General features: G+C 71.4%; 23 protein-coding genes. 11 read left to right on the top strand and 12 right to left on the bottom strand.

Annotated elements, in window-relative coordinates:
- Nucleotides 1-24 precede the first annotated feature (24 nt).
- On the bottom strand, nt 25-1,779 hold the full coding sequence (locus tag IO20_RS0112455; protein WP_030548927.1) for an acetyl/propionyl/methylcrotonyl-CoA carboxylase subunit alpha: 1,755 nt from the start codon (nt 1,777-1,779) through the stop codon (nt 25-27).
- Nucleotides 1,780-2,152: 373 nt separating this feature from the next.
- Here IO20_RS0112455 and IO20_RS0112450 point away from each other — a divergent pair, with 373 nt between their 5' ends.
- Nucleotides 2,153-2,608, top strand: a complete 456-nt coding sequence (locus IO20_RS0112450) for a hypothetical protein (protein WP_030548925.1) — start codon at nt 2,153-2,155, stop codon at nt 2,606-2,608.
- Between the two features lie 14 nt (nt 2,609-2,622).
- On the opposite strand, the gene IO20_RS0112445 is transcribed toward IO20_RS0112450, so the two are convergent.
- From IO20_RS0112445 to IO20_RS0112435, 3 genes are all read right to left on the bottom strand, one after another.
- A complete protein-coding gene (locus IO20_RS0112445) occupies nt 2,623-3,228 on the bottom strand; it encodes a nucleoside triphosphate pyrophosphatase (RefSeq protein WP_030548923.1) in 606 nt (201 codons plus the stop codon).
- A gap of 85 nt (nt 3,229-3,313) precedes the next feature.
- Nucleotides 3,314-3,442, bottom strand: a complete 129-nt coding sequence (gene mmpB, locus IO20_RS41985; protein ID WP_281181607.1) for a morphogenic membrane protein MmpB — start codon at nt 3,440-3,442, stop codon at nt 3,314-3,316.
- A gap of 71 nt (nt 3,443-3,513) precedes the next feature.
- Nucleotides 3,514-4,167 carry a TetR/AcrR family transcriptional regulator gene (locus IO20_RS0112435; protein WP_051874379.1) on the bottom strand — a complete coding sequence of 218 codons (654 nt, stop codon included), beginning with the start codon at nt 4,165-4,167 and terminating at the stop codon, nt 3,514-3,516.
- 71 nt (nt 4,168-4,238) lie between these two features.
- On the opposite strand from IO20_RS0112435, the gene IO20_RS0112430 reads away from it, so the two are divergent.
- Nucleotides 4,239-5,612 (top strand): MFS transporter, encoded by a 1,374-nt coding sequence (locus IO20_RS0112430; protein ID WP_030548919.1) that lies wholly within the window; start codon nt 4,239-4,241, stop codon nt 5,610-5,612.
- 80 nt (nt 5,613-5,692) lie between these two features.
- On the opposite strand, the gene IO20_RS38475 is transcribed toward IO20_RS0112430, so the two are convergent.
- Entirely contained in the window at nt 5,693-5,905 is a 213-nt protein-coding gene (locus IO20_RS38475) for an acyl-CoA carboxylase subunit epsilon (protein WP_030223749.1), read from the bottom strand.
- 30 nt (nt 5,906-5,935) lie between these two features.
- Nucleotides 5,936-7,528, bottom strand: a complete 1,593-nt coding sequence (locus tag IO20_RS0112425; protein ID WP_030548917.1) for an acyl-CoA carboxylase subunit beta — start codon at nt 7,526-7,528, stop codon at nt 5,936-5,938.
- A 134-nt stretch (nt 7,529-7,662) separates the two neighbouring features.
- Here IO20_RS0112425 and IO20_RS0112420 point away from each other — a divergent pair, with 134 nt between their 5' ends.
- The 4 genes from IO20_RS0112420 to IO20_RS0112405 all read left to right on the top strand — a co-directional run bounded on the left by IO20_RS0112420 (nt 7,663) and on the right by IO20_RS0112405 (nt 11,885).
- The gene (locus tag IO20_RS0112420; protein ID WP_030548915.1) at nt 7,663-8,508 is read left to right on the top strand and encodes a biotin--[acetyl-CoA-carboxylase] ligase; all 846 of its coding nucleotides are present in this window, start codon (nt 7,663-7,665) and stop codon (nt 8,506-8,508) included.
- 136 nt (nt 8,509-8,644) lie between these two features.
- Nucleotides 8,645-9,787: an adenylate/guanylate cyclase domain-containing protein gene (locus tag IO20_RS0112415; RefSeq protein WP_030548913.1), complete on the top strand. Its 1,143-nt coding sequence runs from the start codon at nt 8,645-8,647 to the stop codon at nt 9,785-9,787.
- A 65-nt stretch (nt 9,788-9,852) separates the two neighbouring features.
- Complete coding sequence (locus tag IO20_RS0112410) at nt 9,853-10,659, top strand: enoyl-CoA hydratase/isomerase family protein (RefSeq protein WP_030548911.1); 807 nt, start codon at nt 9,853-9,855, stop codon at nt 10,657-10,659.
- Nucleotides 10,660-10,751: 92 nt separating this feature from the next.
- Nucleotides 10,752-11,885, top strand: coding sequence for a GGDEF domain-containing protein (locus tag IO20_RS0112405; protein WP_030548909.1), 1,134 nt, complete (start codon nt 10,752-10,754; stop codon nt 11,883-11,885).
- A gap of 69 nt (nt 11,886-11,954) precedes the next feature.
- Here the strand turns inward: IO20_RS0112405 and IO20_RS41330 are convergent, their stop codons facing one another.
- Nucleotides 11,955-14,696, bottom strand: a complete 2,742-nt coding sequence (locus tag IO20_RS41330; RefSeq protein WP_245684935.1) for a S8 family peptidase — start codon at nt 14,694-14,696, stop codon at nt 11,955-11,957.
- A gap of 290 nt (nt 14,697-14,986) precedes the next feature.
- Entirely contained in the window at nt 14,987-16,639 is a 1,653-nt protein-coding gene (locus IO20_RS0112390; RefSeq protein ID WP_037635289.1) for a phospholipase A2, read from the bottom strand.
- Between the two features lie 319 nt (nt 16,640-16,958).
- Here IO20_RS0112390 and IO20_RS41325 point away from each other — a divergent pair, with 319 nt between their 5' ends.
- Complete coding sequence (locus tag IO20_RS41325) at nt 16,959-17,543, top strand: hypothetical protein (RefSeq protein ID WP_245684933.1); 585 nt, start codon at nt 16,959-16,961, stop codon at nt 17,541-17,543.
- On the opposite strand, the gene IO20_RS40270 is transcribed toward IO20_RS41325, so the two are convergent.
- Nucleotides 17,540-18,409, bottom strand: a complete 870-nt coding sequence (locus IO20_RS40270; RefSeq protein ID WP_051894187.1) for a hypothetical protein — start codon at nt 18,407-18,409, stop codon at nt 17,540-17,542. The genes IO20_RS41325 and IO20_RS40270 overlap by 4 nt on opposite strands.
- Nucleotides 18,410-18,699: 290 nt before the next feature.
- On the bottom strand, nt 18,700-19,317 hold the full coding sequence (locus IO20_RS0112375) for a DUF1707 SHOCT-like domain-containing protein (protein WP_030548901.1): 618 nt from the start codon (nt 19,315-19,317) through the stop codon (nt 18,700-18,702).
- A gap of 355 nt (nt 19,318-19,672) precedes the next feature.
- Between IO20_RS0112375 and hutH the strand changes: the two genes are divergently transcribed.
- Nucleotides 19,673-21,214: a histidine ammonia-lyase gene (hutH, locus tag IO20_RS0112370; protein ID WP_030217784.1), complete on the top strand. Its 1,542-nt coding sequence runs from the start codon at nt 19,673-19,675 to the stop codon at nt 21,212-21,214.
- A gap of 84 nt (nt 21,215-21,298) precedes the next feature.
- On the opposite strand, the gene IO20_RS0112365 is transcribed toward hutH, so the two are convergent.
- On the bottom strand, nt 21,299-21,571 hold the full coding sequence (locus tag IO20_RS0112365; protein ID WP_030548899.1) for a hypothetical protein: 273 nt from the start codon (nt 21,569-21,571) through the stop codon (nt 21,299-21,301).
- Nucleotides 21,572-21,682: 111 nt separating this feature from the next.
- On the opposite strand from IO20_RS0112365, the gene IO20_RS0112360 reads away from it, so the two are divergent.
- Both IO20_RS0112360 and IO20_RS0112355 read left to right on the top strand, forming a co-directional pair.
- The gene (locus IO20_RS0112360; RefSeq protein ID WP_030548898.1) at nt 21,683-22,057 is read left to right on the top strand and encodes a hypothetical protein; all 375 of its coding nucleotides are present in this window, start codon (nt 21,683-21,685) and stop codon (nt 22,055-22,057) included.
- 204 nt (nt 22,058-22,261) lie between these two features.
- Nucleotides 22,262-23,530: a L,D-transpeptidase gene (locus tag IO20_RS0112355; protein ID WP_030548897.1), complete on the top strand. Its 1,269-nt coding sequence runs from the start codon at nt 22,262-22,264 to the stop codon at nt 23,528-23,530.
- 57 nt (nt 23,531-23,587) lie between these two features.
- Here IO20_RS0112355 and IO20_RS0112350 read toward each other — a convergent pair whose 3' ends face one another.
- Nucleotides 23,588-24,457 (bottom strand): helix-turn-helix domain-containing protein, encoded by an 870-nt coding sequence (locus IO20_RS0112350; protein WP_030548894.1) that lies wholly within the window; start codon nt 24,455-24,457, stop codon nt 23,588-23,590.
- A gap of 128 nt (nt 24,458-24,585) precedes the next feature.
- Between IO20_RS0112350 and IO20_RS0112345 the strand changes: the two genes are divergently transcribed.
- The gene (locus tag IO20_RS0112345; RefSeq protein WP_030548892.1) at nt 24,586-25,638 is read left to right on the top strand and encodes an NAD(P)-dependent alcohol dehydrogenase; all 1,053 of its coding nucleotides are present in this window, start codon (nt 24,586-24,588) and stop codon (nt 25,636-25,638) included.
- Nucleotides 25,639-25,680 lie beyond the last annotated feature (42 nt).

Genomic DNA, 25,680 nt, shown 5'->3' with positions numbered 1-25,680 from the left:
TTCGTACCGTACTCGGTGCGACGGTCAGTCCTTGATGTCGCAGATGACGGCGCCGGAGGTGACGGACGCGCCGACCTCGGCGGTCAGGCCCTTGACGGTGCCGGAGCGGTGCGCGTTGAGCGGCTGCTCCATCTTCATGGCCTCCAGGACGACGATGAGGTCGCCCTCCTTGACCTCCTGGCCCTCCTCGACCGCGATCTTCACGATCGTGCCCTGCATCGGGGAGGCGAGCGCGTCGCCGGAGGCGGCCGGACCGGACTTCTTCGCGGCGCGGCGCTTCGGCTTGGCACCGGCGGCGAGGCCGGTGCGGGCCAGGGTCATGCCGAGGGAGGACGGCAGGGAGACCTCGAGGCGCTTGCCGCCGACCTCGACGACGATCGTCTCGCGGCCCGACTCGTCCTCGTCCGCGTCCGCGCCGGCCGGCGCGAAGGGCTTGATCTCGTTGACGAACTCGGTCTCGATCCACCGGGTGTGGACCCGGAACGGGTCCGCGGTGAACGCCGGGTCGACCACGACGGCCTGGTGGAACGGGATGGCCGTGGCCATGCCCTCCACCTTGAACTCCGCCAGGGCGCGGGCAGCGCGCTGGAGGGCCTGCTCGCGGGTGGCGCCGGTGACGATCAGCTTGGCGAGGAGCGAGTCCCACGCCGGGCCGATGACCGAGCCCGACTCGACACCGGCGTCCAGACGGACGCCCGGGCCGGTCGGCGGCTGGAAGAGGGTGACCGTGCCGGGGGCCGGGAGGAAACCGCGGCCCGGGTCCTCGCCGTTGATACGGAACTCAAAGGAGTGACCGCGCACCGCAGGGTCGCCGTAGCCGAGCTCCTCGCCGTCGGCGATGCGGAACATCTCGCGGACCAGGTCGATGCCGGTGACCTCTTCGGTGACCGGGTGCTCGACCTGGAGACGGGTGTTGACCTCCAGGAAGGAGATCGTGCCGTCCGTGCCGACGAGGAACTCGACCGTGCCGGCGCCGACGTAGCCGGCCTCCTTCAGGATCGCCTTCGACGCCGCGTACAGCTCGGCGTTCTGCGCCTCGGTCAGGAACGGCGCGGGCGCCTCCTCGACCAGCTTCTGGTGGCGGCGCTGCAGCGAGCAGTCACGGGTCGAGACGACGACCACGTTGCCGTGGGTGTCGGCGAGGCACTGGGTCTCGACGTGCCGGGGCTTGTCGAGGTAGCGCTCGACGAAGCACTCGCCCCGGCCGAAGGCCGCGACGGCCTCGCGGACGGCGGAGTCGTACAGCTCCGGGACCTCTTCGAGGGTGCGGGCGACCTTCAGACCGCGGCCGCCGCCACCGAAGGCGGCCTTGATCGCGATCGGCAGCCCGTGCTCCTTGGCGAACGCGACGACCTCGTCGGCGCCCGAGACCGGGTCGGGGGTACCCGCGACGAGCGGGGCGCCGGCGCGCTGCGCGATGTGACGCGCCGCCACCTTGTCGCCCAGGTCCCGGATCGCCTGCGGCGGCGGACCGATCCACGTCAGACCGGCGTCCAGGACGGCCTGCGCGAACTCGGCGTTCTCCGACAGGAAGCCGTAACCGGGGTGGACCGCGTCGGCCCCGGAGTCCTTGGCCGCCTGCAGCACCTTCGCCATGTCCAGATAACTGGTCGCCGGAGTGTCACCGCCCAGAGCGAACGCCTCGTCGGCGGCCCGGACATGCAGAGCATCCCGGTCCGGCTCGGCGTACACGGCCACGCTGCCGATACCCGCGTCCCGGCACGCCCGGGCCACACGGACAGCGATTTCGCCACGGTTGGCGATGAGCACCTTGCGCACGATGGCTCCCTCCTTGAAACAAGCTGAGTTTAGGGACTGCCGACACGGCCTTTCGACCCGTCCCCAGTGGTGAGCTTGCCCACACGGAGCGTGACCCCGGGCCCGCTCGGGTCGTGAATTCCCTTGTCGCACCACGGTACGCAGGGTTCCTTTACGGCACAGTAGCTCCGAGGTGTGGCGCAGGTCTCTGTTCGCACGGCCAGTCGCCATTCGGGATTCTTTGTCGAGTCCCTACGAATGGGTCGGCGATTCTTTGCCGCGCCGTCCGCCTCCGCCGGTCGCGCTCGCACTCTTGTCCAGGGGTTTACCGGCCAGTAGCCTTCGCGCTGTCGTTCGTACTGTCGGTAACAGTCCAACCCAGGGGGTGGCCGAGGTGGCCCGCAGACCGATAGCCCTCGTGACGGCGGCGGTGCTGTTCCTCGAAGCGCCCGGCATCGTCGCGATCAACGCCGTGATGGCACGGTTCGTGAAGGTCCAGTCGATGTCCCTCGACGGCCTGGACCCCGACGCGATGTACACCGGAACGTGGGCCCTTGGCATCGGCTCGGGGATCGCCCTCGCCCTCTGCGGCCTGGTCGCCCTCCTGGCGGGGATCCGCGACCGCCGCCCCGGCCGGGCGGGCCGGGGGCTGCTCGTCGGCTGCGCCGTCGTGCACGGAATCCTCGCCGCGGTGGCGGTGGGCCTGCTGGGCTGGCCCGCGTTCACCTTTCTGGTGGTCGTCCTCGGCCTGATCGTGCTCACCCTCGTGGCGTACGGCAAGGAAGCCGCCGGTACGGACGCGGTCACCGGGGCCCCCACGGCAGGCGAAGGGGCCCCGGCAGCCGCGTGATCCGCGTACGGATGTCAGACCCAGAGGTCCGTGATCCGTACGTCCAGCTTCGCGAGGAGCCTGCGCAGCAGCGGCAGTGACAGGCCGATCACATTGCCCGGGTCGCCGTCGATGCCGTCGATGAACGGCGCCGAGCGCCCGTCGAGCGTGAACGCGCCCGCCACGTGCAGCGGTTCGCCGCTCGCCACGTACGCCGCGATCTCCTCGTCCGTCGGTTCGCCGAAGCGGACCACGGTGGAGGCCGTCGCCGACTCGAAGCGCTTGGCGGCCGTGTCGTACACGCAGTGACCGGTCTGGAGGATGCCGACCCGGCCGCGCATCGCCTTCCAGCGGGCGGTGGCCTCCTCGGCGTCGGCCGGCTTGCCGAGGGCCTGCTTGTCGAGTTCGAGCACCGAGTCGCAGCCGATGACCAGGGCGCCGAACACCTCGGGCCGGGCAGCCACATGGGCGGCCTTGGCCTCCGCGAGGGCGAGCGCGAGCTCGGCCGGGGTCGGGGCGTGGACCTTGTCCTCGTCGACCCCGCTCACGATCACCTCGGGGGCGAGACCGGCCTGCCGGAGCAGACCCAGCCGGGCGGGGGAGGCGGAGGCGAGCACGACACGGCGCGGATCAGCAGTCATGGGGGCAGCGTAGCCAGTGCGGGCCGCTGAGGGCGCCCAAGGGACTCCCGTTCGGATCATGCCGGGCGGATCCGGACGGCGGACCCTAGCGCGCGCCGACCACGACCATCGCCACGACCATCGCGAGCGCCAGCAGGACGCCGGTGCGGCGGAGCATCGCCTGCATGTCGCGCAGGAACTTCGGCGGCTGGTTCTTCGGGTCGGACCACAGCATGCCTCCGATCCTGCGGCCGGGACGGGCGGGGCGCCTGAGTACGGATACTCAGGCGCCCCGGTGCCGAAGGACTATTCGCGGAGGAACGCCCCGTCCCGTGCCGCCGCGAGCGCCGCCGTGACCGCCCGTTCCGTCACGGCCCCGGTGAGCTCCTCGTGGGTGATCGTGAAGCGGTAGTAGAGCGGTGCGGAGACGGCGCGGAGCAGTTCGACAGGGTCGGTCCCCTCGGGGACCTCGCCGCGCGCCGCCGCCCTGGTGACGACGGGGGCCCATTCGGCGAGCCGGGTCCGGTAGAAGGCGGCGAGCGCGCGGGCGCACTCCTCGTCGCAGGCCGCCGCGGCGATGACCGCGCGGAAGACGGCGCCCATCCGGGGGTCGGTGAGGGTGTCCCGTACGAGTTCGGCGTTGGCCCGCAGGTCGCCCGTGAGGCCGCCGGTGTCGGCGGCGGGCAGGGACTGTTCGGCCATGTCGTGCAGGAGGTCGGTGACCAGGCCGACGGGGGAGCCCCAGCGGCGGTACACGGTCGTCTTGCCGACGCCGGCGCTCGCGGCGATCCGGTCCATGTTCAGGGCGTGGAAGCCGGTGTCGGCGAGGGCGTCCTGCGTGGCGTCGAGGACGGCGCGGCGGACCTTCGCGGTACGGCCGCCGGGACGGAGGGTGCCGGGGGTGGCCGCGGTGTCGTGCGGGACCGGCTGGCTCTCGGTCAAACGGGTCTCCTGTTCCATTAAGTCCATCGACTCTGCTACCGTACGGGACATCTTAACGGAACCAGCCTCCCATTAAGGGGTCGAACGCCATGGTTGCCCTGGATCTCCCCAAGCCCGTGGAACACGTGGACCACGCTGACGACCGCATGACCGGCCGGATGCGGCTCGTCCTCGTCGTCCTCCTCGTCGCCCAGTTCATGCTGGCCGTCGACTTCTCGATCCTGAACGTCGCCCTCCCCGTCATCGGCCAGGGACTCGGCTTCTCCCTCGGCGGCCTCCAGTGGATCGCCACCGCCTTCGCCCTCGCCGCCGCCGGCTTCACCCTCCTCTTCGGGCGCGTCGCCGACGTCGTCGGACGCCGCCGCCTCTTCCTCGGCGGCATGACCCTCCTCGGCGTCTCCTCCCTCGTCGGCGGCCTCGCCACCGGCCCCGAGACACTGATGGCGGCCCGCGTCGCCCAGGGCCTCGCCACCGCCGCCGTCACCCCCGCCGGGCTCTCCCTGCTCACCTCCTCCTTCCCCGAGGGCCCGCTGCGCGCCCGTGCGCTCGGCCTCAACGGCGCGCTGATGTCCGCCGGCTTCACCACCGGCGCGATCCTGGGCGGCGTCCTCACCGACCTGCTCTCCTGGCGCTGGGCCTTCCTCGTCAACGTGCCGGTGGTGCTCGCCGTCCTCCTCGTCGCCCCCGTCGTCCTGAGGGAGAGCCGCCCGGCCGTCCGGCCCCGCCTCGACGTCCCCGGCGCGATCACCGTCACCGCCGGACTCCTCGCCCTCGTCTACGGACTGACCACCGAGCCCCTGGCCCTGGTCGTCGGCGTCGCCCTGCTCGTCGCCTTCTGGTTCGTCGAGCGGCGGTCCACCTCGCCCCTCGTGCCCGTACGGATCCTGGGGCGCCGCACCGTCGTCTGGGGCAACCTCGCCGGACTCGTCGCCTTCGCGACCGAGACCTCGCTCGTGTTCCTGATGACGCTCTACCTCCAGGACGTCCTGGGCTTCTCCCCGCTCGCCGCGGGGCTCTCCTTCGGCGTGCTCGGCGCCGGCACGGTCATCGGCGGAGTGTTCGCCTCCCGCTTCATCGGCCGGTTCGGCGCCCGTACCGCGCTCGTCGCCGGCGGCCTCCTCCAGGCCGTCGCGACCCTCGCCCTGTACGGGCTCGGCGACGACCGGGGCAGCCTCGGACTCCTGCTCGCCGCGACCTTCGCGGGCGGCGTCGGCAACATGCTCGCGATCGTCGGCTTCATGGTCACCGCCACCTCCGGCATCCCCGACCACGAGCAGGGCACGGCGACCGGACTCGCGACCATGACCCAGCAGATCGGCATCACCATGGGCACCCCGATCATGAGCGCCGTCGTCGTCACCTCGCCCGTACTCCTCGACGGCATCGGCCTCGCGGTCCTCGTCAACGCGGCGATCGTCGCCGCCGGAGCCGTCCTGGCCGGCGTCTTCCTGCGCCGTACGTGACCGGGACGTGTGAAAGGCCGGACCCTCCCGAGGGGGTCCGGCCTTTCACCGTGCTGAGACGCCTGTACGGGCCAGTACGCCTATACGGGCCAGTACGACCTGGCCCAGGCCCGGGGGCCCGGACGGGGCCGTACCGACCGAGCGATACGCGAGGGATCCGACCAGCCCTCCGGTACCGCCGGGCCGCCGCTCTCGGCGGACGCCGCCGCCGTGGCCGCGGCCCGCGCCTGAACCACCGCCAGTGCGGCGGCCAACTCCTCCGGGGTCGGGTTTCCTCGTACGACCTTGATCACAGCGACTCCTTCGAGGTCCTGGAGGTGGATTTAGAGCGGGATGTTGCCGTGCTTCTTCGGAGGCAGGGATTCCCGCTTCGTGCGCAGCTGACGCAGCCCCTTCACGATCTGGGGGCGCGTGTCGGAGGGCAGGATCACGCCGTCGATGTAGCCGCGCTCGGCCGCCGTGTACGGGTTGAGCAGGGTGTCCTCGTACTCCTGGATCAGCCGTGCCCGCTCGGCGTCCTGGTCCTCCGCGGCGGCGATCGTCCTGCGGTGCAGGATGTTGACCGCGCCCTGCGCGCCCATGACGGCGATCTGCGCGGTCGGCCAGGCCAGGTTCAGGTCGGCGCCCAGGTGCTTGGAGCCCATGACGTCGTAGGCGCCGCCGAACGCCTTGCGCGTGATGACCGTGATCAGCGGGACGGTGGCCTCGGCGTAGGCGTAGATCAGCTTCGCGCCGCGCCGGATGATGCCGCCGTACTCCTGGTCCACGCCCGGCAGGAAGCCGGGCACGTCCACGAAGGTCAGGACGGGGATGTTGAAGGCGTCGCAGGTCCGGACGAACCGCGCGGCCTTCTCCGAGGCGTCGATGTCCAGGCAGCCGGCGAACTGCATCGGCTGGTTGGCGACCACACCGACGGGGAAGCCCTCGACGCGGCCGAAGCCGGTCAGGATGTTCGGCGCGAACAGCGCCTGCGTCTCCAGGAACTCGCCGTCGTCGAGCACGTGCTCGATGACCTTGTGCATGTCGTACGGCTGGTTCGCCGAGTCCGGGATCAGCGTGTCCAGCTCCAGGTCCTCGTCCGACACCTCCGTCTCGGCGACCTCGGGGAAGGTCGGCGGCTCGGAGAGGTTGTTCGACGGAAGGTAGGACAGCAGGGACTTCACGTACTCGATGGCGTCCTTCTCGTCACCCGCCATGTGGTGCGCCACGCCCGACGTCGAGTTGTGCGTCCGGGCACCGCCCAGCTCCTCGAAGCCCACGTCCTCGCCGGTCACCGTCTTGATGACGTCGGGGCCGGTGATGAACATGTGCGAGGTCTGGTCGACCATCACCGTGAAGTCGGTGATCGCGGGCGAGTAGACGGCACCGCCCGCGCACGGGCCGACGACCAGGGAGATCTGCGGGATCACCCCGGAGGCGTGGACGTTGCGGCGGAAGATCTCGCCGTACATGCCGAGCGCGCTCACGCCCTCCTGGATGCGGGCGCCGCCGGAGTCGTTGATGCCGACGACCGGGCAGCCCGTCTTCAGGGCGAAGTCCATCACCTTGATGATCTTCTGGCCGTACGTCTCGCCGAGCGCGCCGCCGAAGACCGTGAAGTCCTGCGAGAACACCGCCACCGGGCGTCCGTCGACCGTGCCGTAGCCGGTGACGACACCGTCGCCGTACGGCCGGTTCTTCTCCAGCCCGAAGTTGGTCGACCGGTGCCGGGCCAGCTCGTCGAGCTCGACGAACGAGCCCTCGTCGAGGAGCAGCGCGATCCGCTCGCGCGCGGTCAGCTTGCCCTTCGCGTGCTGCTTCTCCACCGCACGCTCCGAGCCGGCGTGGGTGGCCTCGTCGATACGGCGCTTGAGGTCCGCGATCTTGCCTGCGGTCGTGTGAATGTCGATCTCGTACTGCTCTGCCGGCTCGGACATCGGGATGCGGCTCCCTGCCTGGTCACGGGGGGTTCGTTGACTACGAATGGGCTACTACTGAGCTACTGAGCCGTAGCGTATCCACGCCGATACGGTTCGGCACTGCGGTCTTTGCCACACCTACTCTGGCTTGCATGACGTCCTCCCAAGGCTCCGGCGGCCCCTGGTCCGACCTCGACCGGCCCCCGCTGAACGCCACCGCCCTGCGCCGCGCCCTCGTCCTCCCCGACGGCCTGTGGACCTCGCTCGACGTGGTCGACACCACTGGATCCACCAACAACGACCTCACCGCCCGCGCCCACGAGCTGCCCGAGGGAGCCGTGCTCGTCGCCGAGGAGCAGACCTCGGGCCGCGGCCGCCTCGACCGCAGCTGGACGGCCCCGGCACGCTCCGGGCTCTTCCTCTCCGTCCTCCTCAAGCCGGACGTGCCCGTCCACCGCTGGGGCTGGCTCCCGCTGCTCACCGGAGTGGCCGCCGCGACCGGCCTCGCGAAGGCCGCCGGCGTCGACATGTCCCTCAAGTGGCCGAACGACCTCCTTGTTTCCGTCGCGGGCGAGGAACGCAAGACCGGCGGCATCCTCGCCGAGCGGGCCGGCGACGACGCCATCGTCATCGGACTCGGCATCAACGTCACCCTCCGTGAGGACGAGCTGCCCGTCCCCACCGCCGGCTCCCTCCTCCTCGCCGACGCGGTCTCCACCGACCGGGACACCCTCCTGCGGGCCGTCCTGCGCTCCCTCGCCCAGTGGTACGGCGACTGGGTACGCGCCGACGGCGACCCCGAGGCCTCCGGCCTGCAGGCGGCGTACGCGGCCGGCTGCGCGACCCTCGGCCGCCGCGTCAGGGCCGACCTGCCGGGAGAGCGCATGCTGGAAGGCGAGGCGGTCGCCCTCGACGGCGACGGCCGCCTGGTGATCGCCACGGAAGGCGGCGGCACGGAAGCGGTGGGAGCGGGCGACATCGTCCACCTACGGACGTAGCCCCTCGCCGGGGCGGCCCAGGACCAAGGCGGCAGCCGTTCGCGCGTGAGCCAGCGCACACCTGTCGTATCGTTGAGCGCGATCCAGGCGACAGATCGGCAGGGCAAGTGGGCAGGGAACGGGCAGGAGGCGGCCGGTGACCGTCGACGACGAGAACACGGGCGACGCGCCCGGCCCTCCCACGTACCCCACACCGCATCACGAGGTCGACCACACGGCCGAGCCGACCGACGATCCCCTCGCCATCCGGCTCGAACAGCTCATCCTCGGCGCCGAACGTCGCTACACCCCGTTCCAGGCCGCCCGCACCGCCGGCGTCTCTATGGAGCTCGCCTCCCGCTTCTGGCGCGCCATGGGCTTCGCCGACATCGGCCAGGCCAAGGCGCTCACCGAGGCCGACGTCCTCGCCCTGCGCCGGCTCGCCGGTCTCGTCGAGGCCGGGCTGCTCAGCGAGCCGATGGCCGTCCAGGTCGCCCGCTCCACCGGACAGACCACCGCCCGGCTCGCCGAGTGGCAGATCGACTCCTTCCTGGAGGGCCTCACCGAGCCGCCCGAGCCCGGCATGACCCGTACGGAGGTCACGTACCCCCTGGTCGAGCTGCTCCTGCCCGAGCTGGAGGAGTTCCTCATCTACGTCTGGCGGCGGCAGCTCGCCGCCGCCACCGGCCGGGTGCTCGTGCAGGCCGCCGACGACGAGGAGATGGTCGACCGGCGGCTCGCGGTCGGCTTCGCGGACCTCGTCGGCTTCACCCGGCTCACGCGCCGCCTCGAGGAGGAGGAGCTCGGCGAGCTGGTCGAGGCCTTCGAGACGACCTGCGCCGACCTGGTCGCCGCGCACGGCGGGCGGCTCATCAAGACCCTCGGCGACGAGGTCCTGTACGCCGCCGACGACGCCGGCACGGCCGCCGAGATCGCGCTGCGCCTGATCGAGACCCTCAGCCACGACGAGACGATGCCCGCGCTGCGCGTCGGCATCGCCTTCGGCACCGTGACGACCCGGATGGGCGACGTCTTCGGCACCACCGTGAACCTGGCCAGCCGCCTCACCTCGATAGCGCCGAAGGACGCCGTCCTCGTCGACGGCGCGCTCGCCGAGGAGCTGTCCAGGACGGGCGAGGCGCCCGTCTCGGAGACGGAGGCGGCCGAGCAGGCGGCCCGCGCCGAGAAGGAGGGCCGCCAGGCCGCCACGTACCGCTTCGCGCTCCAGCCGATGTGGCAGCGCCCGGTCCGTGGCCTCGGCGTCGTCGAACCCTGGCTCCTGACCCGCCGTCCCACTTAGGATCTCCGACGAGCACCGGTTAACAGCCGTTAACAGGTGGGTCTTGGTCGGGAGGGTGTGCGGTCATGTCCGAGCAGCGCTTCGGTGAGTTCGTGGTGGTCCGAAAGGGCGGGGCCGACGGGGGCGAGGGCCATGTCGCCGAACTGGTCCTCGACCGCCCCAAGGCGATGAACGCGGTCTCCTCCGAGATGGCCCGCTCCCTCGGCGCGGCCTGCGAGGCCCTCGCCGCCGACCCGGCCGTCCGCGTCACCGTCCTCACCTCCTCGAACGACCGGGCCTTCTGCGTCGGCGCCGACCTCAAGGAGCGCAACTCCTTCACCGACGCCGAGCTGGTCCGCCAGCGGCCGACCGCCCGCGCCGCCTACACCGGCGTCCTGGAGCTGCCGATGCCGACCGTCGCCGCCGTGCACGGCTTCGCCCTCGGCGGGGGCTTCGAGCTGGCGCTCGCCTGCGACGTGATCGTGGCCGACGCGACCGCCGTGGTCGGCCTCCCCGAGGTGTCCGTGGGCGTCATCCCCGGCGGCGGCGGTACGCAGCTGCTCCCGCGCCGGGTGGGCGCGGCGCGCGCCGCCGAGCTGGTCTTCACGGCCCGCCGGGTGGAGGCGGCGGAGGCCCGCGACCTCGGCCTCGTCGACCTCCTCGCGGACGACGCGCGGACCGCCGCCCTGGAGCTCGCGGGGCGGATCGCGGCCAACTCGCCGGTCGGGCTGCGCGCGGCGAAGAAGGCCATGCGGCTCGGCCAGGGCCTCGACCTGCGGGCGGGCCTGGAGGTCGAGGACGCGGCCTGGCGTTCGGTGGCCTTCTCGGGGGACCGGGCGGAGGGTGTGGCGGCCTTCAACGAGAAGCGGAAGCCGAACTGGCCGGGCGAGTGATCCAGCGACTCAATTTTCCCATTTTGCACTAAATGTCACTTACGGTGACGTCTCGAAAGGGAAAACGGGTCAAACCTCCCTAAGCTGGAGGAATGGGTGAGGACGGGCGGCTGCGGGCCGTAGTGGCGCTGGCGCAGGGGATGGCGGCGGCGCACACTCCACGCGAGTTCTGGCGGGCGGCGGCGCTCGGGTCCTGCGACGGGCTCGACGGAAGCTTCGCCGCCCTGTCGGTCTGGCAGCGGGACCACGGCCGCCTCAAGGTCCTGGTGAACGCCGGGGAGCGGGCCCCGGGCGAGGAGGAGTTCCCGGACTCGGAGACGTATCCCGTGCACCAGTTCCCCGAGATCACCGAGTTCCTGCACGAGCAGTGGGCGGGCGGCGGCGAGCCGGACGCCTGGGTGGAGACCGCGGGCGACCCGGTGTCGACAGGCCGGGTGACCGGCCTGCGCCGGCGCGGCCGGGGCTGCTGCGTGGTGGCGCCGATCGTGCTGCACGGGCGGGCGTGGGGCGAGCTGTACGTGGCCAGGCCACCCCAGACGAAACCTTTCACCCGCGCGGACGCCGACTTCGCGACCGTGCTCGCGGCCGTCGTCGCGGCGGGCATCGCCCAGGCCGAACGCCTGGAGGAGGTCCGCAAACTCGCCTTCACCGACCCCCTGACCGGACTCGCCAACCGCCGGGCCGTCGACACCCGCCTCGACGAGGCCATCGAGCGCTACCACGCGGACGGCTCCGTCGTCAGCCTGCTGGTCTGCGACCTCAACGGCCTCAAGCGCGTCAACGACACCCACGGCCACGCCGTCGGCGACCGGCTCCTCGAACGCTTCGGCTCCGTCCTCTCCCGGTGCGGCGCCAGGCTCCCCGGCGCGCTCGCCGCCCGCCTCGGCGGCGACGAGTTCTGCCTCCTGACGGTCGGCCCGACGGCCGACGAGGTGGTCGCGGTCGCCGAGGAGCTCTGCGTACGGGCCGCGGAACTGGAACTCGGCGAGGGCGTCGCCTGCGGAGTGGCGTCCACCGGCGACCCCATCGGCCCCCTGAAGTCGGCGCGCCGACTCTTCCGGCTCGCCGACGCGGCCCAGTACCAGGCCAAGGCGGCCCGTTCGGCGAAGCCGGTGGTGGCGGGCCGGGACGGCACGGTCGTCCGCCTCGCCGACGCGCCTCCCGGCGCCCGCGACCGCCGCCGCTTCAGGGACGCGCCGCCGGTGGAGCCGCCGGACCATCCCTGACGGGAGAGCCCCTCGAAGACCGGGTGGGGTCTTCGAGGGGCTCTCTCCCTCAGGAGCGCGGGGTTCCCGCTACCGCGAGGCGTACCCGAAGCGGACGCCGCCCGAGGACACGCCGCCCGTCCCCGGCTTGTACGCGGTCACCGGGGCGACCGTCCCGCCGACGGTCACGTTGGACATCGGCAGGGCGTACAGGGCCCCGCCGGCGTTCGGCCCGTACGCCATGCCGACGTACAGGCGCGTGGCGGTGAACGACAGGCTCTTGCCCAGGTACTGCTTCGTGCCCGGGGTGCCGGGAATGCCGTCGCCGTCGCCCGCCTCGATCCAGCGGTCGTTGGTCCCGGCCGAACCGGCGAGCGAGAAGGTGTGGACCGCGCCCGCCTGGGTGACCGTGCCGATGGCCTCGCCGGGCGTGCCGACGGCGAGCCGCATGGACGCCGAGGTGCTCACGGCGTCCGGGGCGGTGTTGACGGCGGCCAGGGTCTCGCCCATGCGGTCACCGGTCTCGGAGGTGCCGGAGACCGTGTCGTCCGCGGTGCCCTGCTTGAGTTCGCGCAGGTAGCTCCAGGTGCCGTCGGGCTTGATCCGGATCTGTACGACCCGGCCGGCGTTGAGGCGGTTCTCGCCGTCCACGACCACGCCCTCGCCGGGCGAACCGATCGCGAGGATCGACTCGGACGCGGTGGCGGCGGTCGACGCGCGGAACGGGGCGATGGCCACCGCGAAGCCGAACTCGTCACCGGGCTCGGCGCCGCCGGAGATCGCCGCGTTGTCCTGGTCGAGGCCCGCCAGCGGGGTGGGCTTGCCCTCGGCGTCGAGCTTGTTGGGGTCGAAGAGGGCCACGCCGCCGGACTTCGCGTCGGTGCCGATGGCCTCACCGGGAGAGCCGATGGCGAGGAAGTTGGCGTCGCCGGTCACGCTGAAGCCGTACTTGTCGTCCTTCTCCACACTGCCCGGGACGCCCGCGCTGTCCTGGTGGATGGTGACGCTGGTGCTGCCGTGGACGTAGAAGGCGCTGCCGGCGCCGGTGTGGGCGCCGAGGGCTTCACCGGGGTTGCCGATCAGCAGGTACGGGACGCCCGCCCTGGTGGTGCCGGCCGCGATCGCGTGGCCCATGCGGTCGCCCGCCTCGGCGGCCGAACCGGCGATCGCGCCGGTGCCCTGGCCCTGTTCGAGGTGGGTGTTCTTCTTGGTGCCGGTGCCCAGACCGCCGGCGGCGCCGTACAGGATGTCGACGAAGCCCGCGTCGACGGCGGAGCCCACGTCCTCCGAGGGAGTTCCGACGACCAGGTCGGTGTAGCCGTCCTTGTCGTAGTCGACGGTGGCGAGTTCCTCGCCGAACCAGTCGCTCTGCTCGGCGCCGCCCGGCACCCAGTCGAGGTTCTGGTTGATCCCGGCGGTGCCCTTGCCTCCGCCGTACGTGACCCAGACCGTACCGGCGGTCGTGACGCCGCCGACGGTGGCCGCCGGGTCGGCGATGGCGATGTCCTCGACGCCGTCACCGTTGAAGTCGACGATGCCGGTCTTCTTCGGGGCGAGCGCCTGGCCGAGGTCGATGCGCGGGGTGGTGGCACCGGTGTAGCCGATGCTCCTGCCGCTGGACTTCAGGAGCGCCTGGAGTTCCGTGACGGTCTTCGTGGGGAACGCCTGCCGCAGCACCGCGAAGGCGCCCGCCACGTGCGGTGCGGCCATGGAGGTGCCGTTCTTGGGGGCGTACCCGCCGCCGGTGACGGAGGACACGATGCCGGTGCCGGGCGCGAACAGGTCGAGCAGCGGACCCCGGTTGGTGAACGCCGACAGCTCGTCGTCCGGGGTGGTGGAGCCGACGGTCACGGCGGAGGAGACGCAGCCGGGGGCACTGACCGCGTCGGTGTACCCGTTGTTGCCGGCCGCGACCACGGTGGCGACACCGGCGCCGAGCAGATTGTCGATGGCCAGCTTGCGGGGGTCGGCGGTGCAGTCGCTGGTGTAACGGCCTCCGCCCAGGCTGAGGTTCGCCGCGATGACGGGCGTCCCGGCCTGACGCAGCTGCAGCACCTTCTCCAGACCGGCCAGTTGGGCGCTGGTGAAGCTCAGGACGCAGGGGGCGGAGCCGCCGCAGTAGTCGTCCGAGTCGAACCTGCTGAAGACCTGGATGGCGATGAGGTCGGCGCCGGGGGCCACACCGCGGGCCGGGGCTCCGGTGAGGCCCGCGCCGTTGCCCGCCGCGATACCGGCCACGTGGGTGCCGTGGTCACAACCGGAGGCGGTCGCGCACGCCCCGGCCTCGGAGTCGGCGGTGCCGATGCCCTCCTGCCGGTCGGTCCCGTTGGGGCACAGGCTGGAGGCGCCGAGGTCCGGGTCGCTCGGGGAGAAGCACGCCTCGGCCTTGATGCGGCCCTTCAGGAACGGGTGCTGGGTCGCGACGCCGGTGTCCAGGATGGCTATCGCGCTGCCCGCGCCGGTCTTGCCCGCGGCGAGGGCCTTGTCACCGCCGATCAGGGGGATGCTCCCGTCCAGGGACGGCGGCACCGGCGTGTCCTCGGTGACGCTGACCACGCCCGGCTTGGCGGCCAGGGCGTCGAGGCCGGCGCGGTCGACCTTGAGGGTGACCACCGGCAGGGTCGAGAAGGACTGCTTCGTCTCACCCGCGGTCGCCGCGTCGGGGATGTCCGTGCGGTTCTCGGTGACGACGTTGACGCGGACCGTGCCGCCGGCGGCGGTGGCGTCGTACAGGGGCGGGTCGATGATCCCGTCGGCCGCGTCGGCCGTCGTGGAGGTGCTCAGCGGCGCGGCGGCCTGGGCCGGCATCGCGCCGAGCGACACGGTCGTCATCGCGGTGATGACCGTGGCCCAAATCTTCTTCTTCACAGTGGCCTCGGAGAGAAAGAGGACATCGCTCAGCCCGTGGGAACGAGGGCATGGCTCAGCCCGTGGAGACGGTGGCAGCGCACAGGCGCGAAAACGTGAGGACGGAGAGCCGGACGCGGCGCGCGGGGTGCGGGGCGCGGCGCGGCGTGGAGGGCGCGGCGCGGCGCGCGGAGGGGAAAGGGCCGGGCGGCGATGGGTTCGCCCCCCGGCCCTTGACGCCCCGGGGCATGCTCCGTCAGCGGTCGAGCCGTCGATCAGGTGCGGTTGGCACCGTTCTTCGGGTTGCCCGCGCGGACGCCCTGGCGGTAGGTCCACGCGGTGGCGCGGCAGGCCCTCTTCCAGAAGTAGCCCGAGCACACCTTGTCGCGCAGCGTCGTGTAGAAGACGTCGTCCACGGCGACCTTCTTGTGCCGGTCGAGGTAGTACGCGTAACCCTTGTACGTGTTGCCGATCAGGCCGTAGCCGTAGTCGTGCATGTCGCACGCGGGACGGAAGTTCCAGCCGCCCGGCTTGCTGACGTTCGGGCCGGGGGTGCTGCAGCCGTCGTAGTTGATGCCCACGACGCGGTAGCCGGTCTTGGTGTACTTGAAGTAGGGCTTGTGCCAGCCGTAGTGCGCGGCCCAGGCGGCGCAGCCGGTCTTCCAGTAGTAGAGCCAGTGACGGGCCCAGCTGCACTTGCGCGGGTAGGCCTCCGGGTCGGAGATCTCACCCGGGCCGATGTCCGTGGCCGGCGGAGCGACGGCGTTCGGGTCGGTGATCCCGGTCGCGCCCTCGATCGGCGCGTCCGCGGCCGGGCGGGCGGGCCCGGTCGGCAGGACGTCCGGCGAGGCCGACGCCGCCGGGTAGGTCAGGTCCCAGTCGCCGTGGTCCGGCGAGACGATGTCGGAGACGCGGCCGGTGGAGTCGTACACGTAGGACGCCACCGCGGCGCTGCTCTGGACCGGGTTGGTCACCGAGCGCAGCAGGCCCGAGGCGTCGTACGTGTAGCGGGCGACGGTCTGCGTCGTGGCACCGGTGGTGACCTTGACCTCCTTGGCACGGCCCGCGTAGTCGCCGAGCGCCGTCCCCGAGGCCGTGGTGGTGCTCGCGTAGCTGATCGCCACGGTCTCCTTCAGGGCCTCCCCGACGGCAGGCTCCGTGATGGTGGAGATCCGGCCCTTGGAGTCGTAGGAGACGGTGGAGACGCCGTAGGCCGCGTTGCCCGCGCTGGTGACCCGCCAGGCGTTGACGCCGGGAGCGGCCTGCTTCCAGGTACGGGTGGGCAGGAGGCTCGCGGCGGCCACGGGCTCGTCGCCGACCTCGGTGCCGCCGTCGGGCTGCCCCTCGTCCGCCACCGAGAGGTTCACGTTGAGGGTCTCGACCATGGTGGAGACCAGGGTTCCGGTGGCGGAGTCCCACCGGGTGGTGTCGGTGATCTTGTCGCCCTCGGCGGTCTCGTACTTCTTCACCCCGCCGCCGTCGGGGAAGTCGAGGCTGCTCTTGAGCAGGTAGCGCACGGACTCGCCGACGTTGAGGTCGGTGACGACGATGGCGTCGCCCTGCTGCTCCAGCTTCTGGTTGAGCTCGCCGCCGAGGAACTCCGCCTCCCAGCCGGGACCGAAGACGCCCATGTCGGGGCGGCTCGCGGGGGCCGACTGGGGTCTGGCGACGCCGTCCGCCTGCGCGGTGACGCTGTGTCTGCGGCCGATGGCGCCGACGCCGGCGTCGTTCTCGGCTATCTCGAAGGTCTTGCTGTCGGTCGAGTACACACCCGGGCCGACTTCCTGGAAGTCGCCGGTGGCGGCCGGCGGGTCGACGATCTCGGCTCCGGCGGCCTGCGGTGCGGCGGGCGTGATGCCGGTGGCGTTCTGCGGGAGCAGCAGCGCCATGGACAGCGCGGCGATGACGGGTAGAGCGGTTCTGCGCACGAATTCCCCCTCATGCATCGAGTTGATCGTTTGCCGATCGCTGCGGACCTTAGGGCGCCGAAGGATGCGTTCACAAGAGCCTGAGAGGAGCTGAATACAATTCGCTCAATTAGCGAAAGTGATTTACATTCAATTCCGGCCAGTGGCCGAAATGGCAATGAGTAGGGGTACTCATGCGGAGTGAGCTATCGGGGTCGAGACTGTGCGGATGACGCGCCCCCACGCCTCGAACAGCCCGTCCGTGCGACCGGCCGAACGACCGGCGGCACGCACGCGGGGCCGCCCGCGACTCGCCCTCGCGGCGGCGGTCCTCGCCGCCGTGACGCTCACGGCCTGCGGTGGCGGTCCGGCCGGCGAGACGGGCGGTGGGCGCGCCTCGAACGACATGGCTGGTAGTGCGAGCGCCGCGGTCGACAGCGCGCGGAGCGCGGCGTTCGCCGTGATGCTGGACGCGGTCGCCGGACCGTGCCCTTCCGGTCATGCGCCCGCCAACCGGCCTAGTAGTCCTGGGAGTAGCGCGGACGAACTCCCGATCGCGCCGGGGGAGACGCCGCCGGCCGACCCGATCGAGCCGACCGCGCCGACAGCCGGTCCGGAGGTGGAGCTGAGCGCGCGCGACCTGTGCGCGAGCGGCCTGCACGAGGAGCGCCTCACCCAGGCGCTGCTCAAGCTGAAGGACCCCGCTCCCGGCCAGGTCAGGAAGGTTCTGAACGGCCTCGGCTACATCGACGAGCGCATCCACGGCCTCCGGTCGACGGGCGTGACCACCGGTTTCTTCCTCGATCTGAGGGAGAGGGGAGGGCGGCTCTGCGTCAAGGGCTCGGCGGCCGGCGAAAAGACCGTCGTGGATACGTGCGTGGCGCCTGCAACCGGTAAGTTCTCGCCCGCAAATGTCGGAATTTAGCAGTTGAGTCGATATGGCGGCCCTGACGCCGTTCCGGCGGATTCCGTTTGTGGATTTCGCCCGGCGATTTCCCCGGAGGAATTCATGGCGCATTCGGGGCACAGGGTCTCGTCGGCGAGCGGCCGGCGCAGGAGGTACCGGACGAGGCCGCCGGGCCGGTGGACGGGCGTCCCGGCGCCGGGAAGGCCGCGCAGGATGTGCTCGTGGACGTCGGTGGAGGTGTGGCCGGCGTCGAGCCATCGGGCGGCGAGGTGGGCGAGTTCGTCACGCATGCCGGGCGGGATGTGGCGAAGGGCGGGGGAGAGCAGGGGGAGGGCGCCGATGAGGGCGCGGGCGTCTTCCGAGGGAGGCGAAGGCGGAGGCGGTGGCGCCGAGTCGGCGGGCTCGGCCGTCCGGGCCGGAAGGTTGGAGGTGTCTTCCCCAGGCTGTTTGTCTGGATGACCGTCGGTGGGCGGGGTGGTTGGCTGACCGGCGGCCGGTGTGGGGGTACTCGGTGGGACCTGCGGGGTTACGGGGTCGGTGCAGGTGGGGGCGGGTGTCCGGGAGAGAAGCTTGACGGCCTGATCGGCCGTCAGCGGGGTGTTGGACACGAGCTGTTGGGTGGCCCAGCGCCCCCGGGCGACCTGGACCCGCCGCTCGTGCACGAACCCTTCTTCCTTCAGTTGGCGCTTGGCGCGGGTGAAGGCGTGTCCCCCGATCCGGGCACGTTGGGCGGAGGTGGAGAGGGACTCGCGCGCACTCTGGGGGAGGGAGAGCTGCCAGGTGAGGAGCCGGACGGCGTCGGAACTGAGCCGAGGATGCCGGATGAGCTCGTGCGAGAACTGGGTGAAGGCGCGCGAGGGCGCGTTAAAGTGCCGGTAGATCACAGGTGGCTGCTTCCACTGGTGGTTCAGGCCCTCGCAGACGGGTGCAACCGTCGGCGGGGGCCGTTTTGCGTGAACGTACAGCACGAGGCGTGTCGGGGTGGGCACGTTGAGTGAAGAGGGCTCGTGTGAGTGAAGCCCGTGCCCAAGGGGCCGGGGAACGGCCTGACCGCGAACTCACCCGAGGCCCACCAGACGCGGCCACCCCAAGGACCCGCCCCTTGCCGGTCGCGCCCAGCGACTCGTGACCGTCGCCGGGCCGGGCCCGTTCGTCTCCGCGTCGCCGGCGATTCCTAGCTCGGCGTCGGGTTGCTGCGCAGCTTGCGCAGTTCTCGGCGGCTGGGATGGCGGATGACCACTCCTCCCGCGCCGCCGGACCCGGTGAGCCGGATCAGCGGAGTTCCCGGGAGTCGGTCGGGAGTGGTCTTGTCCGTCAGGCCGCCGACGCCGGGATCCATACCGCTGGTCTCCGCGGTCCAGCCGTCGGGGATGACGATCGTGACACCAGATGTCTCCCCGTACGCCTCCACCGCGACCTCCTTGAGGCGGCACTCAACGCGGGTGAAGTCGATCTTCACGCCCCCCACGCCTCCGTGAGCGATCACGTGCCCGGGAACCTCCCAGCGCCCGGGACCTCGAGACGCGCCATACATGCCGCCCTTGAGCACCAGCGGCAACTGACTCCCAGCGGGATTCGGCCTCGGCAGGTCGGCGGTCAGGACGGCCAACTCGGCCTGAGTCCTCGACGTCAGCGCCTGCTCCAGGCGTGCATCCAGCTCATCGAGATCGATTCGTCCCTCGGCTGCCGCATCACGCAGCTGCTCCACGACTGCTTCACGGTCATCGTGGGAGGCGCGGAGCTCTCCTGAGGGGGCAGGGCACGCAGAGGGTTCCGGAGACTGGTCAGTCATGATCGCAAGGATAAGCATTCGGCGGACCGGGTGGACCGCTACTGCACATCTCAAAAACGGCCTACTGCTGGGGAGTTGTCCACCCGTTTCGCTCCACCGGGAGTGATCGGCGGGGCCGAAGGCCGGCTGCTTCGCCTCCCCGGGCCGCTGAGCCGGGGCCGGGCCGCCCCCTTCGACTTCGGCGCATCAGGAGGGCTTCCGCGCGCGCCGCCACGCCGATCGTCGCGCTCCGGGGCGGCAGACTGGGGACGCGTAACCGATCATCGGGCAGGTAAGGGGCCGCCCCCTGGCTGGGCAGTGACAAAGTCACCTAGTGACAGGTCGGTCTTCAGTCCGTACGCTGCTGAATATGGATATGCAGACAGTCGTCCTCGGCACGTCCGGCACGACCCCGCAGGACGTCATCGACGTCGCCCGCCACGGTGCCCGCGTCGAGCTGTCGAACGAGGCCGTCCAGGCGCTCGCCGCCGCCCGGAACGTCATCGACGCGCTCGCCGCCAAGCCCGAGCCCGTCTACGGGGTCTCCACCGGCTTCGGCGCGCTCGCCACCCGGCACATCAGCCACGAACTCCGCGCCCAGCTCCAGCGCAACATCGTGCGCTCGCACGCCGCCGGTATGGGCCCGCGCGTCGAGCGCGAGGTCGTGCGCGCCCTGATGTTCCTGCGGCTCAAGACCGTCGCCTCCGGCCACACCGGCGTCCGCCCCGAGGTCGCGCAGACCATGGCCGACGTCCTCAACGCCGGCATCACCCCGGTCGTGCACGAGTACGGCTCCCTCGGCTGCTCCGGCGACCTCGCCCCGCTCTCCCACTGCGCGCTCGCCCTCATGGGCGAGGGCGACGCCGAGGGCCCCGACGGCGTCCTGAAGCCCGCCGGCGAGCTGCTCGCCGCCCACGGCATCGCGCCCGTCGAGCTCAAGGAGAAGGAGGGCCTCGCCCTCCTCAACGGCACCGACGGCATGCTCGGCATGCTGATCATGGCGCTCGCCGACCTCGACACCCTCTACAAGTCGGCCGACATCACCGCCGCGCTCTCCCTCGAAGCCCTCCTCGGCACCGAGAAGGTCCTCGAACCCGAGCTGCACGCCATCCGCCCGCACCCCGGGCAGGCCGCCTCCGCCGCCAACATGCTGGCCGTGCTCAAGGGCTCCGGCCTCACCGGCCACGCCCAGGCCGGCGAGGCCCCCCGCGTCCAGGACGCCTACTCGGTGCGCTGCGCCCCGCAGGTCGCCGGCGCCGGCCGCGACACCATGGCGCACGCCCGCCTCGTCGCCGAGCGCGAGCTCGCCGCCGCCGTCGACAACCCGGTCGTCCTCGCCGACGGCCAGGTCCGCTCCAACGGCAACTTCCACGGCGCCCCCGTCGCGTACGTCCTCGACTTCCTCGCCATCGCCGCCGCCGACCTCGGCTCCATCGCCGAGCGCCGCACCGACCGGCTCCTCGACAAGAACCGCTCGCACGGCCTGCCGCCCTTCCTCGCCGAGGACGCCGGCGTCGACTCGGGCCTCATGATCGCCCAGTACACGCAGGCCGCCCTGGTCAGCGAGATGAAGCGGCTCGCCGTCCCGGCCTCCGCCGACTCCATCCCGTCCTCCGCGATGCAGGAGGACCACGTCTCCATGGGCTGGTCCGCGGCGCGCAAGCTGCGCACCGCGATCGGCAACCTCAACCGGATCATCGCGGTCGAGCTGTACGCCGCCACCCGCGGTGTCGAACTCCGCGAGGGCCTCACCCCGGCCCCCGCCTCGCAGGCCGCCATCGACGCGCTGCGCGCCGCCGGCGTCGAGGGCCCCGGTCCCGACCGGTTCCTCGCCCCCGACCTGGCCGCCGCCGACACCTTCGTACGGGAAGGGAAGCTGGTCGCCGCCGTGGAGCCGGTCACCGGCCCGCTCGCCTGACGGTCCGCCGACACGGAGGGCCCGCCCGGTCACCCGGGCGGGCCCTTCCGTCGCGCAACGGGCGCTTCCGCCGTGTGGGGGCGCTCAGGCCGCCCGGCCCCTGCGATGCAGTGCGAGCGCCACGAAGCCCGCGCCGACCCCGAGGAACCCCGTACCGCCCAACAGATACGGCGTGGTGCCCAGGCTTCCGGTCTCCGCCACGCGCCCGTCGTCCGAGGCGGCGGAATCGTCCTGGGTCAGCCCGATGCGGGCCCCGCCCCCCTCGTCGGTGGCGTTCGCGGACGGCACGAACCACAGGGCGCACAGCAGCGTGCCCGCGGCGATGGCGGTCAGCAGTGGGCGTGGGGCGGCGGACACGGAAATTTCGATCCCCCTTGCGGAAACCGCGAATTGGTCGGTGCGCCGATGCTAATGAACACAGCGGGTCGCGGGAAAGCCGAGGCCCCCCGGCCCCTTACGCTCCGACCCATGAGCACTTCTGAGACAGCACGCTATGTACGCCTTCGCGTCGATGTGGTTCTGGAGGTCGACGGACCGGCCGAACTCGCCGAGGCCGCCGAGGCCCGGATCGGCGCCGACGAGTTCATGCCCGAGGAGGAGCGCGTGCCCGCCCGCGCCGCCGTCCGCGAGGACAGCGCCGAGGCCCTCGCCTACCTCATCGAGCCCTTCGACCTCATCCGCGACGTCCCCGGCATCGACATGGTCCAGGCCTCCTGGAGCAGTGAGGAGGTCGAGTACGACCCCGATGCGCTGGAGTGGGACCTCGACGAGGAAGATGGGGACGCGGAGGACGCCGAGTACGCGGAATCCGCGGAGGAGACGGATGACGACGCCCGGTCGTAGGGGCGAGCGCCACCGGCCGTGAGGCCGGCGGACGCCCTGCCCGGAGGCCTCGGGACACCGTCCCGGGGCCTTTTGCCTGGCCCGGGGAACCGGACGCACCGCCTGTGCGTGTCGATCAGTGGCGTTCCCCACAATCCGTCCCGTTCCGGAACCGGACCGGGTCTCGTGGGTATTTAGGTAAGCGTTGGGCAGGAATCGGCGACGATGGAGATGCGTGTGATGACGGACGGCAAGCGCCGCAGGAGCCTGGCGGTCGCGGCCGCGGTGCTCGGCGGCGTAATGGTGCTCTCGGCGTGCAACGGCGACGACGGCGGCAGCGCTTCCGGATCCGCGACCCCACCGTCACAGGCACAGGTCGACGAGGCGGCCGAGGCGGCCAAGACCTCCAAGGCGCAGATCACGATCTCGCCCAAGAGCGGCACGCAGAACGCGTCCATCAACAAGGACGCCAAGGTCACCGTCGCCGAGGGCAAGCTCACCGAGGTCACCATGACCTCCGCCGAGGGCACCGTGGTCAAGGGCGAGATAGCGGCCGACGGCCTCAGCTGGAAGCCGTCCGAGCAGCTGGAGCGGGCCACGGTCTACAAGATCGCCGCCACCGCCACGGACGCGGCCGGCCTGGAGGCCCACGAGAACTCCTCGTTCACCACCGTCTCCAAGGCCAACAGCTTCATCGGCAACTTCACGCCCGAGGACGGCTCGACCGTCGGCGTCGGCATGCCGGTCTCGATCAACTTCAACAAGGCGATCACCGACAAGAAGGCCGTCCAGGGCGGCATCACCGTCTCGTCCAGCTCCGGCCAGGAGGTCGTCGGGCACTGGTTCAACTCCCAGCGCCTCGACTTCCGGCCCGACGACTACTGGACCGAGGGCTCGACCGTCACCCTCAAGCTGGAGCTCGACGGAGTCGAGGGCGCCGACGGCGTCTTCGGCGTCCAGCAGAAGACGGTCACCTTCAAGATCGGCCGCAACCAGGTCTCCACCGTCGACGTCGCCACCAAGACCATGACGGTCACCCAGGACGGCAAGACGGTCAAGACCATCCCGATCTCCGCCGGCTCCCCGGAGAACCCGACCTACAACGGTCAGATGGTGATCTCCGAGAAGTTCAAGGAGACCCGGATGAACGGCGCCACCGTCGGCTTCACCGACGACGACGGCAAGGGCGAGTACGACATCAAGGACGTGCCGCACGCCATGCGCCTGTCCACGTCGGGCACGTTCATCCACGGCAACTACTGGGGCCCGGACTCGATCTTCGGCTCGGCCAACACCAGCCACGGCTGCGTCGGCCTCAACGACGTCAAGGGCGCCGGCGACCCCAACCAGACGGCGGCCTGGCTGTACGACCACTCGATCGTCGGTGACGTCGTGATCGTCAAGAACTCCAAGGACAAGACGATCGCCCCCGACAACGGCCTCAACGGCTGGAACATGAGCTGGGCGGACTGGAAGGCCGGCTCGGCGGTCTGACAGCACGTGCGAAGGCCCCCTCCCGCTCCCGGGAGGGGGCCTTCCGCTACGCCGGAACTACTGCCGAAGGTCCACCGGCTCGTCGACACCCCACTGCGCGAGCAGCCGCAGCGCGTCCGCCGAGGGCGACCCCGGCTCCGCCTGGTACGTCACGAGCACCAGGTCCGGGTCCCCGCCCGCCACCTTCAGGCTCTCGTAGCCCAACGTCATCTCGCCCACCAGCGGATGCCGCAGCCGCTTCGTCCCGTGCCCCTTGTCCGCGACGGTGTGCGCCGCCCACAGCGAGCGGAACTCCTCGCTCTTCACCGACAGTTCGCCGACCAGCGCAAGCAGCGCGGGATCGTCCGGATAGCAGCCCGCGTACAGCCTCAGCACGCTCACCACCTCGGTCGCCTTGCTCTCCCAGTCCAGATAGAGAGAGCGCGCGTTGTCCCCGAGGAAGACGAGACGGGCCATGTTGCGCTCGTCCGGCTCCATCGTGTCGAAGTCGCCGAGCAGCGCCCGCGCCATCCGGTTCCAGGCGAGGAGGTCGAGCCGCCGGCCGATGACGAGGGCGGGGACGCCGTCCATCGAGTCGAGCAGGTGCCGCAGACCGGGCCGGATCTGCTGGGGGCGGGCGATCGCCGCCCGCTGCTGCCTCTTCTTCGCCGTCGGCTTGGCCAGGTGCGTCAGATGCGCCCGCTCGGAGTCGCTCAGCCGCAGGGCCCGCGCGATCGCGTCCAGGACCTCCATGGACACGTTGCGCCCGTTGCCCTGTTCGAGCCGGGTGTAGTAGGCCACGGACACCCCGGCCAGTTGCGCGAGCTCCTCCCGGCGCAGCCCCGGTACGCGGCGATGCCGCCCGAACTCCGGCAGGCCCACGTCCTCCGGCTTCAGCCGGGCCCGGCGCGAGCGCAGGAATTCGCTGAGTTCGGCACTGAGATCCATGCGTCCCGATTATCCCAGGTCGTACGCCCGGACGGACGTCTGTTCCTGTCCCTGCCAGTGGTAGGCACGCTGGACGTAGGCAGAACAGGTGGCTGGGTGATGCCGACGTCCTCCGGCAGCCTGGATGCATGACCACGAACGTGACCACCGTCCCCGCCTACGCCGCCCCCGCCGCCAACGCGCCCCTGGAGCGCACCACCGTCCCGCGTCGCCCGGTCGGCGAGCACGACGTCCTCATCGACATCAAGTTCTCCGGCATCTGCCACTCCGACATCCACCAGGCCAGGGACGGCTGGGGCGAGGGCATCTTTCCGATGGTCCCCGGTCACGAGATCGCCGGCATCGTCGCCGAGGTCGGCCCGGGCGTGACGAAGTTCCAGGTCGGCGACCGGGTCGGCGTCGGCTGCTTCGTCGACTCCTGCCGCACCTGCGAGTACTGCCTCCAGGGCCTGGAGCAGTACTGCACGGGAGGCATGACCGGCACGTACAACGCCCTCGACAAGAACGGCGAGCCCACCTACGGCGGCTACGCCACCCACATCGTCGTCGACGAGAACTACACCCTGCGCATCCCCGAGGGCATCGCCCTCGACGAGGCCGCCCCGCTGCTCTGCGCCGGCATCACCCTCTACTCGCCGCTCGCCCACTGGCAGGCCGGCCCCGGCAAGAAGGTCGCGATCGTCGGTCTCGGCGGCCTCGGCCACATGGGAGTCAAGATCGCCCACGCGCTCGGCGCGGAGGTCACCGTCCTCAGCCAGTCGCTGAAGAAGCAGGAGGACGGCCTGAAGCTGGGCGCCGACCACTTCTACGCGACGAGCGACCCGGCGACCTTCACCGAGCTCGCCGGCACCTTCGACCTGGTGATCTCCACGGTCTCCGCCCCGCTGGACTTCGGCGCCTACCTGAGCCTGGTCAAGACGGACGGCGCCCTGGTCAACGTGGGCGCCCCCGAGGAGCCCGTCGCGCTCAACCTCTTCTCCCTCATCGGCGGCCGCAAGACCCTCGCGGGCTCGATGATCGGCGGCATCGCCGAGACGCAGGAGATGCTCGACTTCTGCGCGCAGCACGGCCTCGGCGCCGAGATCGAGGTGATCGACGCCGACCGGATCAACGAGGCGTACGAGCGGGTCCTCGCGAGCGACGTCCGCTACCGCTTCGTGATCGACGCGTCGACGATCTGAGCAGCCCGTACGCGATGTGCGTGCCGGGGCATGACGTCCGGG

The sequence above is a fragment of the Streptomyces exfoliatus genome, from assembly GCF_000725545.1.
GTDB lineage: Bacteria > Actinomycetota > Actinomycetes > Streptomycetales > Streptomycetaceae > Streptomyces > Streptomyces exfoliatus.
This window is presented reverse-complemented; position numbering and strand designations above follow the sequence as displayed.

Excerpts from the sequence above, each read along its gene's own strand:
- IO20_RS0112355 (WP_030548897.1), top strand. The coding sequence starts at position 22,262 with ATGGAGATGCGTGTGATGACGGACGGCAAGCGCCGCAGGAGCCTGGCG.
- mmpB (WP_281181607.1), bottom strand. The coding sequence starts at position 3,442 with ATGCTGTGGTCCGACCCGAAGAACCAGCCGCCGAAGTTCCTGCGCGAC.
- IO20_RS0112360 (WP_030548898.1), top strand. The coding sequence starts at position 21,683 with ATGAGCACTTCTGAGACAGCACGCTATGTACGCCTTCGCGTCGATGTG.
- IO20_RS0112410 (WP_030548911.1), top strand. The coding sequence starts at position 9,853 with ATGTCCGAGCAGCGCTTCGGTGAGTTCGTGGTGGTCCGAAAGGGCGGG.
- hutH (WP_030217784.1), top strand. The coding sequence starts at position 19,673 with ATGCAGACAGTCGTCCTCGGCACGTCCGGCACGACCCCGCAGGACGTC.
- IO20_RS0112420 (WP_030548915.1), top strand. The coding sequence starts at position 7,663 with ATGACGTCCTCCCAAGGCTCCGGCGGCCCCTGGTCCGACCTCGACCGG.
- IO20_RS0112405 (WP_030548909.1), top strand. The coding sequence starts at position 10,752 with ATGGGTGAGGACGGGCGGCTGCGGGCCGTAGTGGCGCTGGCGCAGGGG.
- IO20_RS0112435 (WP_051874379.1), bottom strand. The coding sequence starts at position 4,167 with ATGGAACAGGAGACCCGTTTGACCGAGAGCCAGCCGGTCCCGCACGAC.
- IO20_RS0112375 (WP_030548901.1), bottom strand. The coding sequence starts at position 19,317 with ATGACTGACCAGTCTCCGGAACCCTCTGCGTGCCCTGCCCCCTCAGGA.
- IO20_RS0112425 (WP_030548917.1), bottom strand. The coding sequence starts at position 7,528 with ATGTCCGAGCCGGCAGAGCAGTACGAGATCGACATTCACACGACCGCA.
- IO20_RS0112445 (WP_030548923.1), bottom strand. The coding sequence starts at position 3,228 with ATGACTGCTGATCCGCGCCGTGTCGTGCTCGCCTCCGCCTCCCCCGCC.
- IO20_RS0112350 (WP_030548894.1), bottom strand. The coding sequence starts at position 24,457 with ATGGATCTCAGTGCCGAACTCAGCGAATTCCTGCGCTCGCGCCGGGCC.
- IO20_RS0112430 (WP_030548919.1), top strand. The coding sequence starts at position 4,239 with ATGGTTGCCCTGGATCTCCCCAAGCCCGTGGAACACGTGGACCACGCT.
- IO20_RS41330 (WP_245684935.1), bottom strand. The coding sequence starts at position 14,696 with ATGACGACCGTGTCGCTCGGCGCGATGCCGGCCCAGGCCGCCGCGCCG.
- IO20_RS0112345 (WP_030548892.1), top strand. The coding sequence starts at position 24,586 with ATGACCACGAACGTGACCACCGTCCCCGCCTACGCCGCCCCCGCCGCC.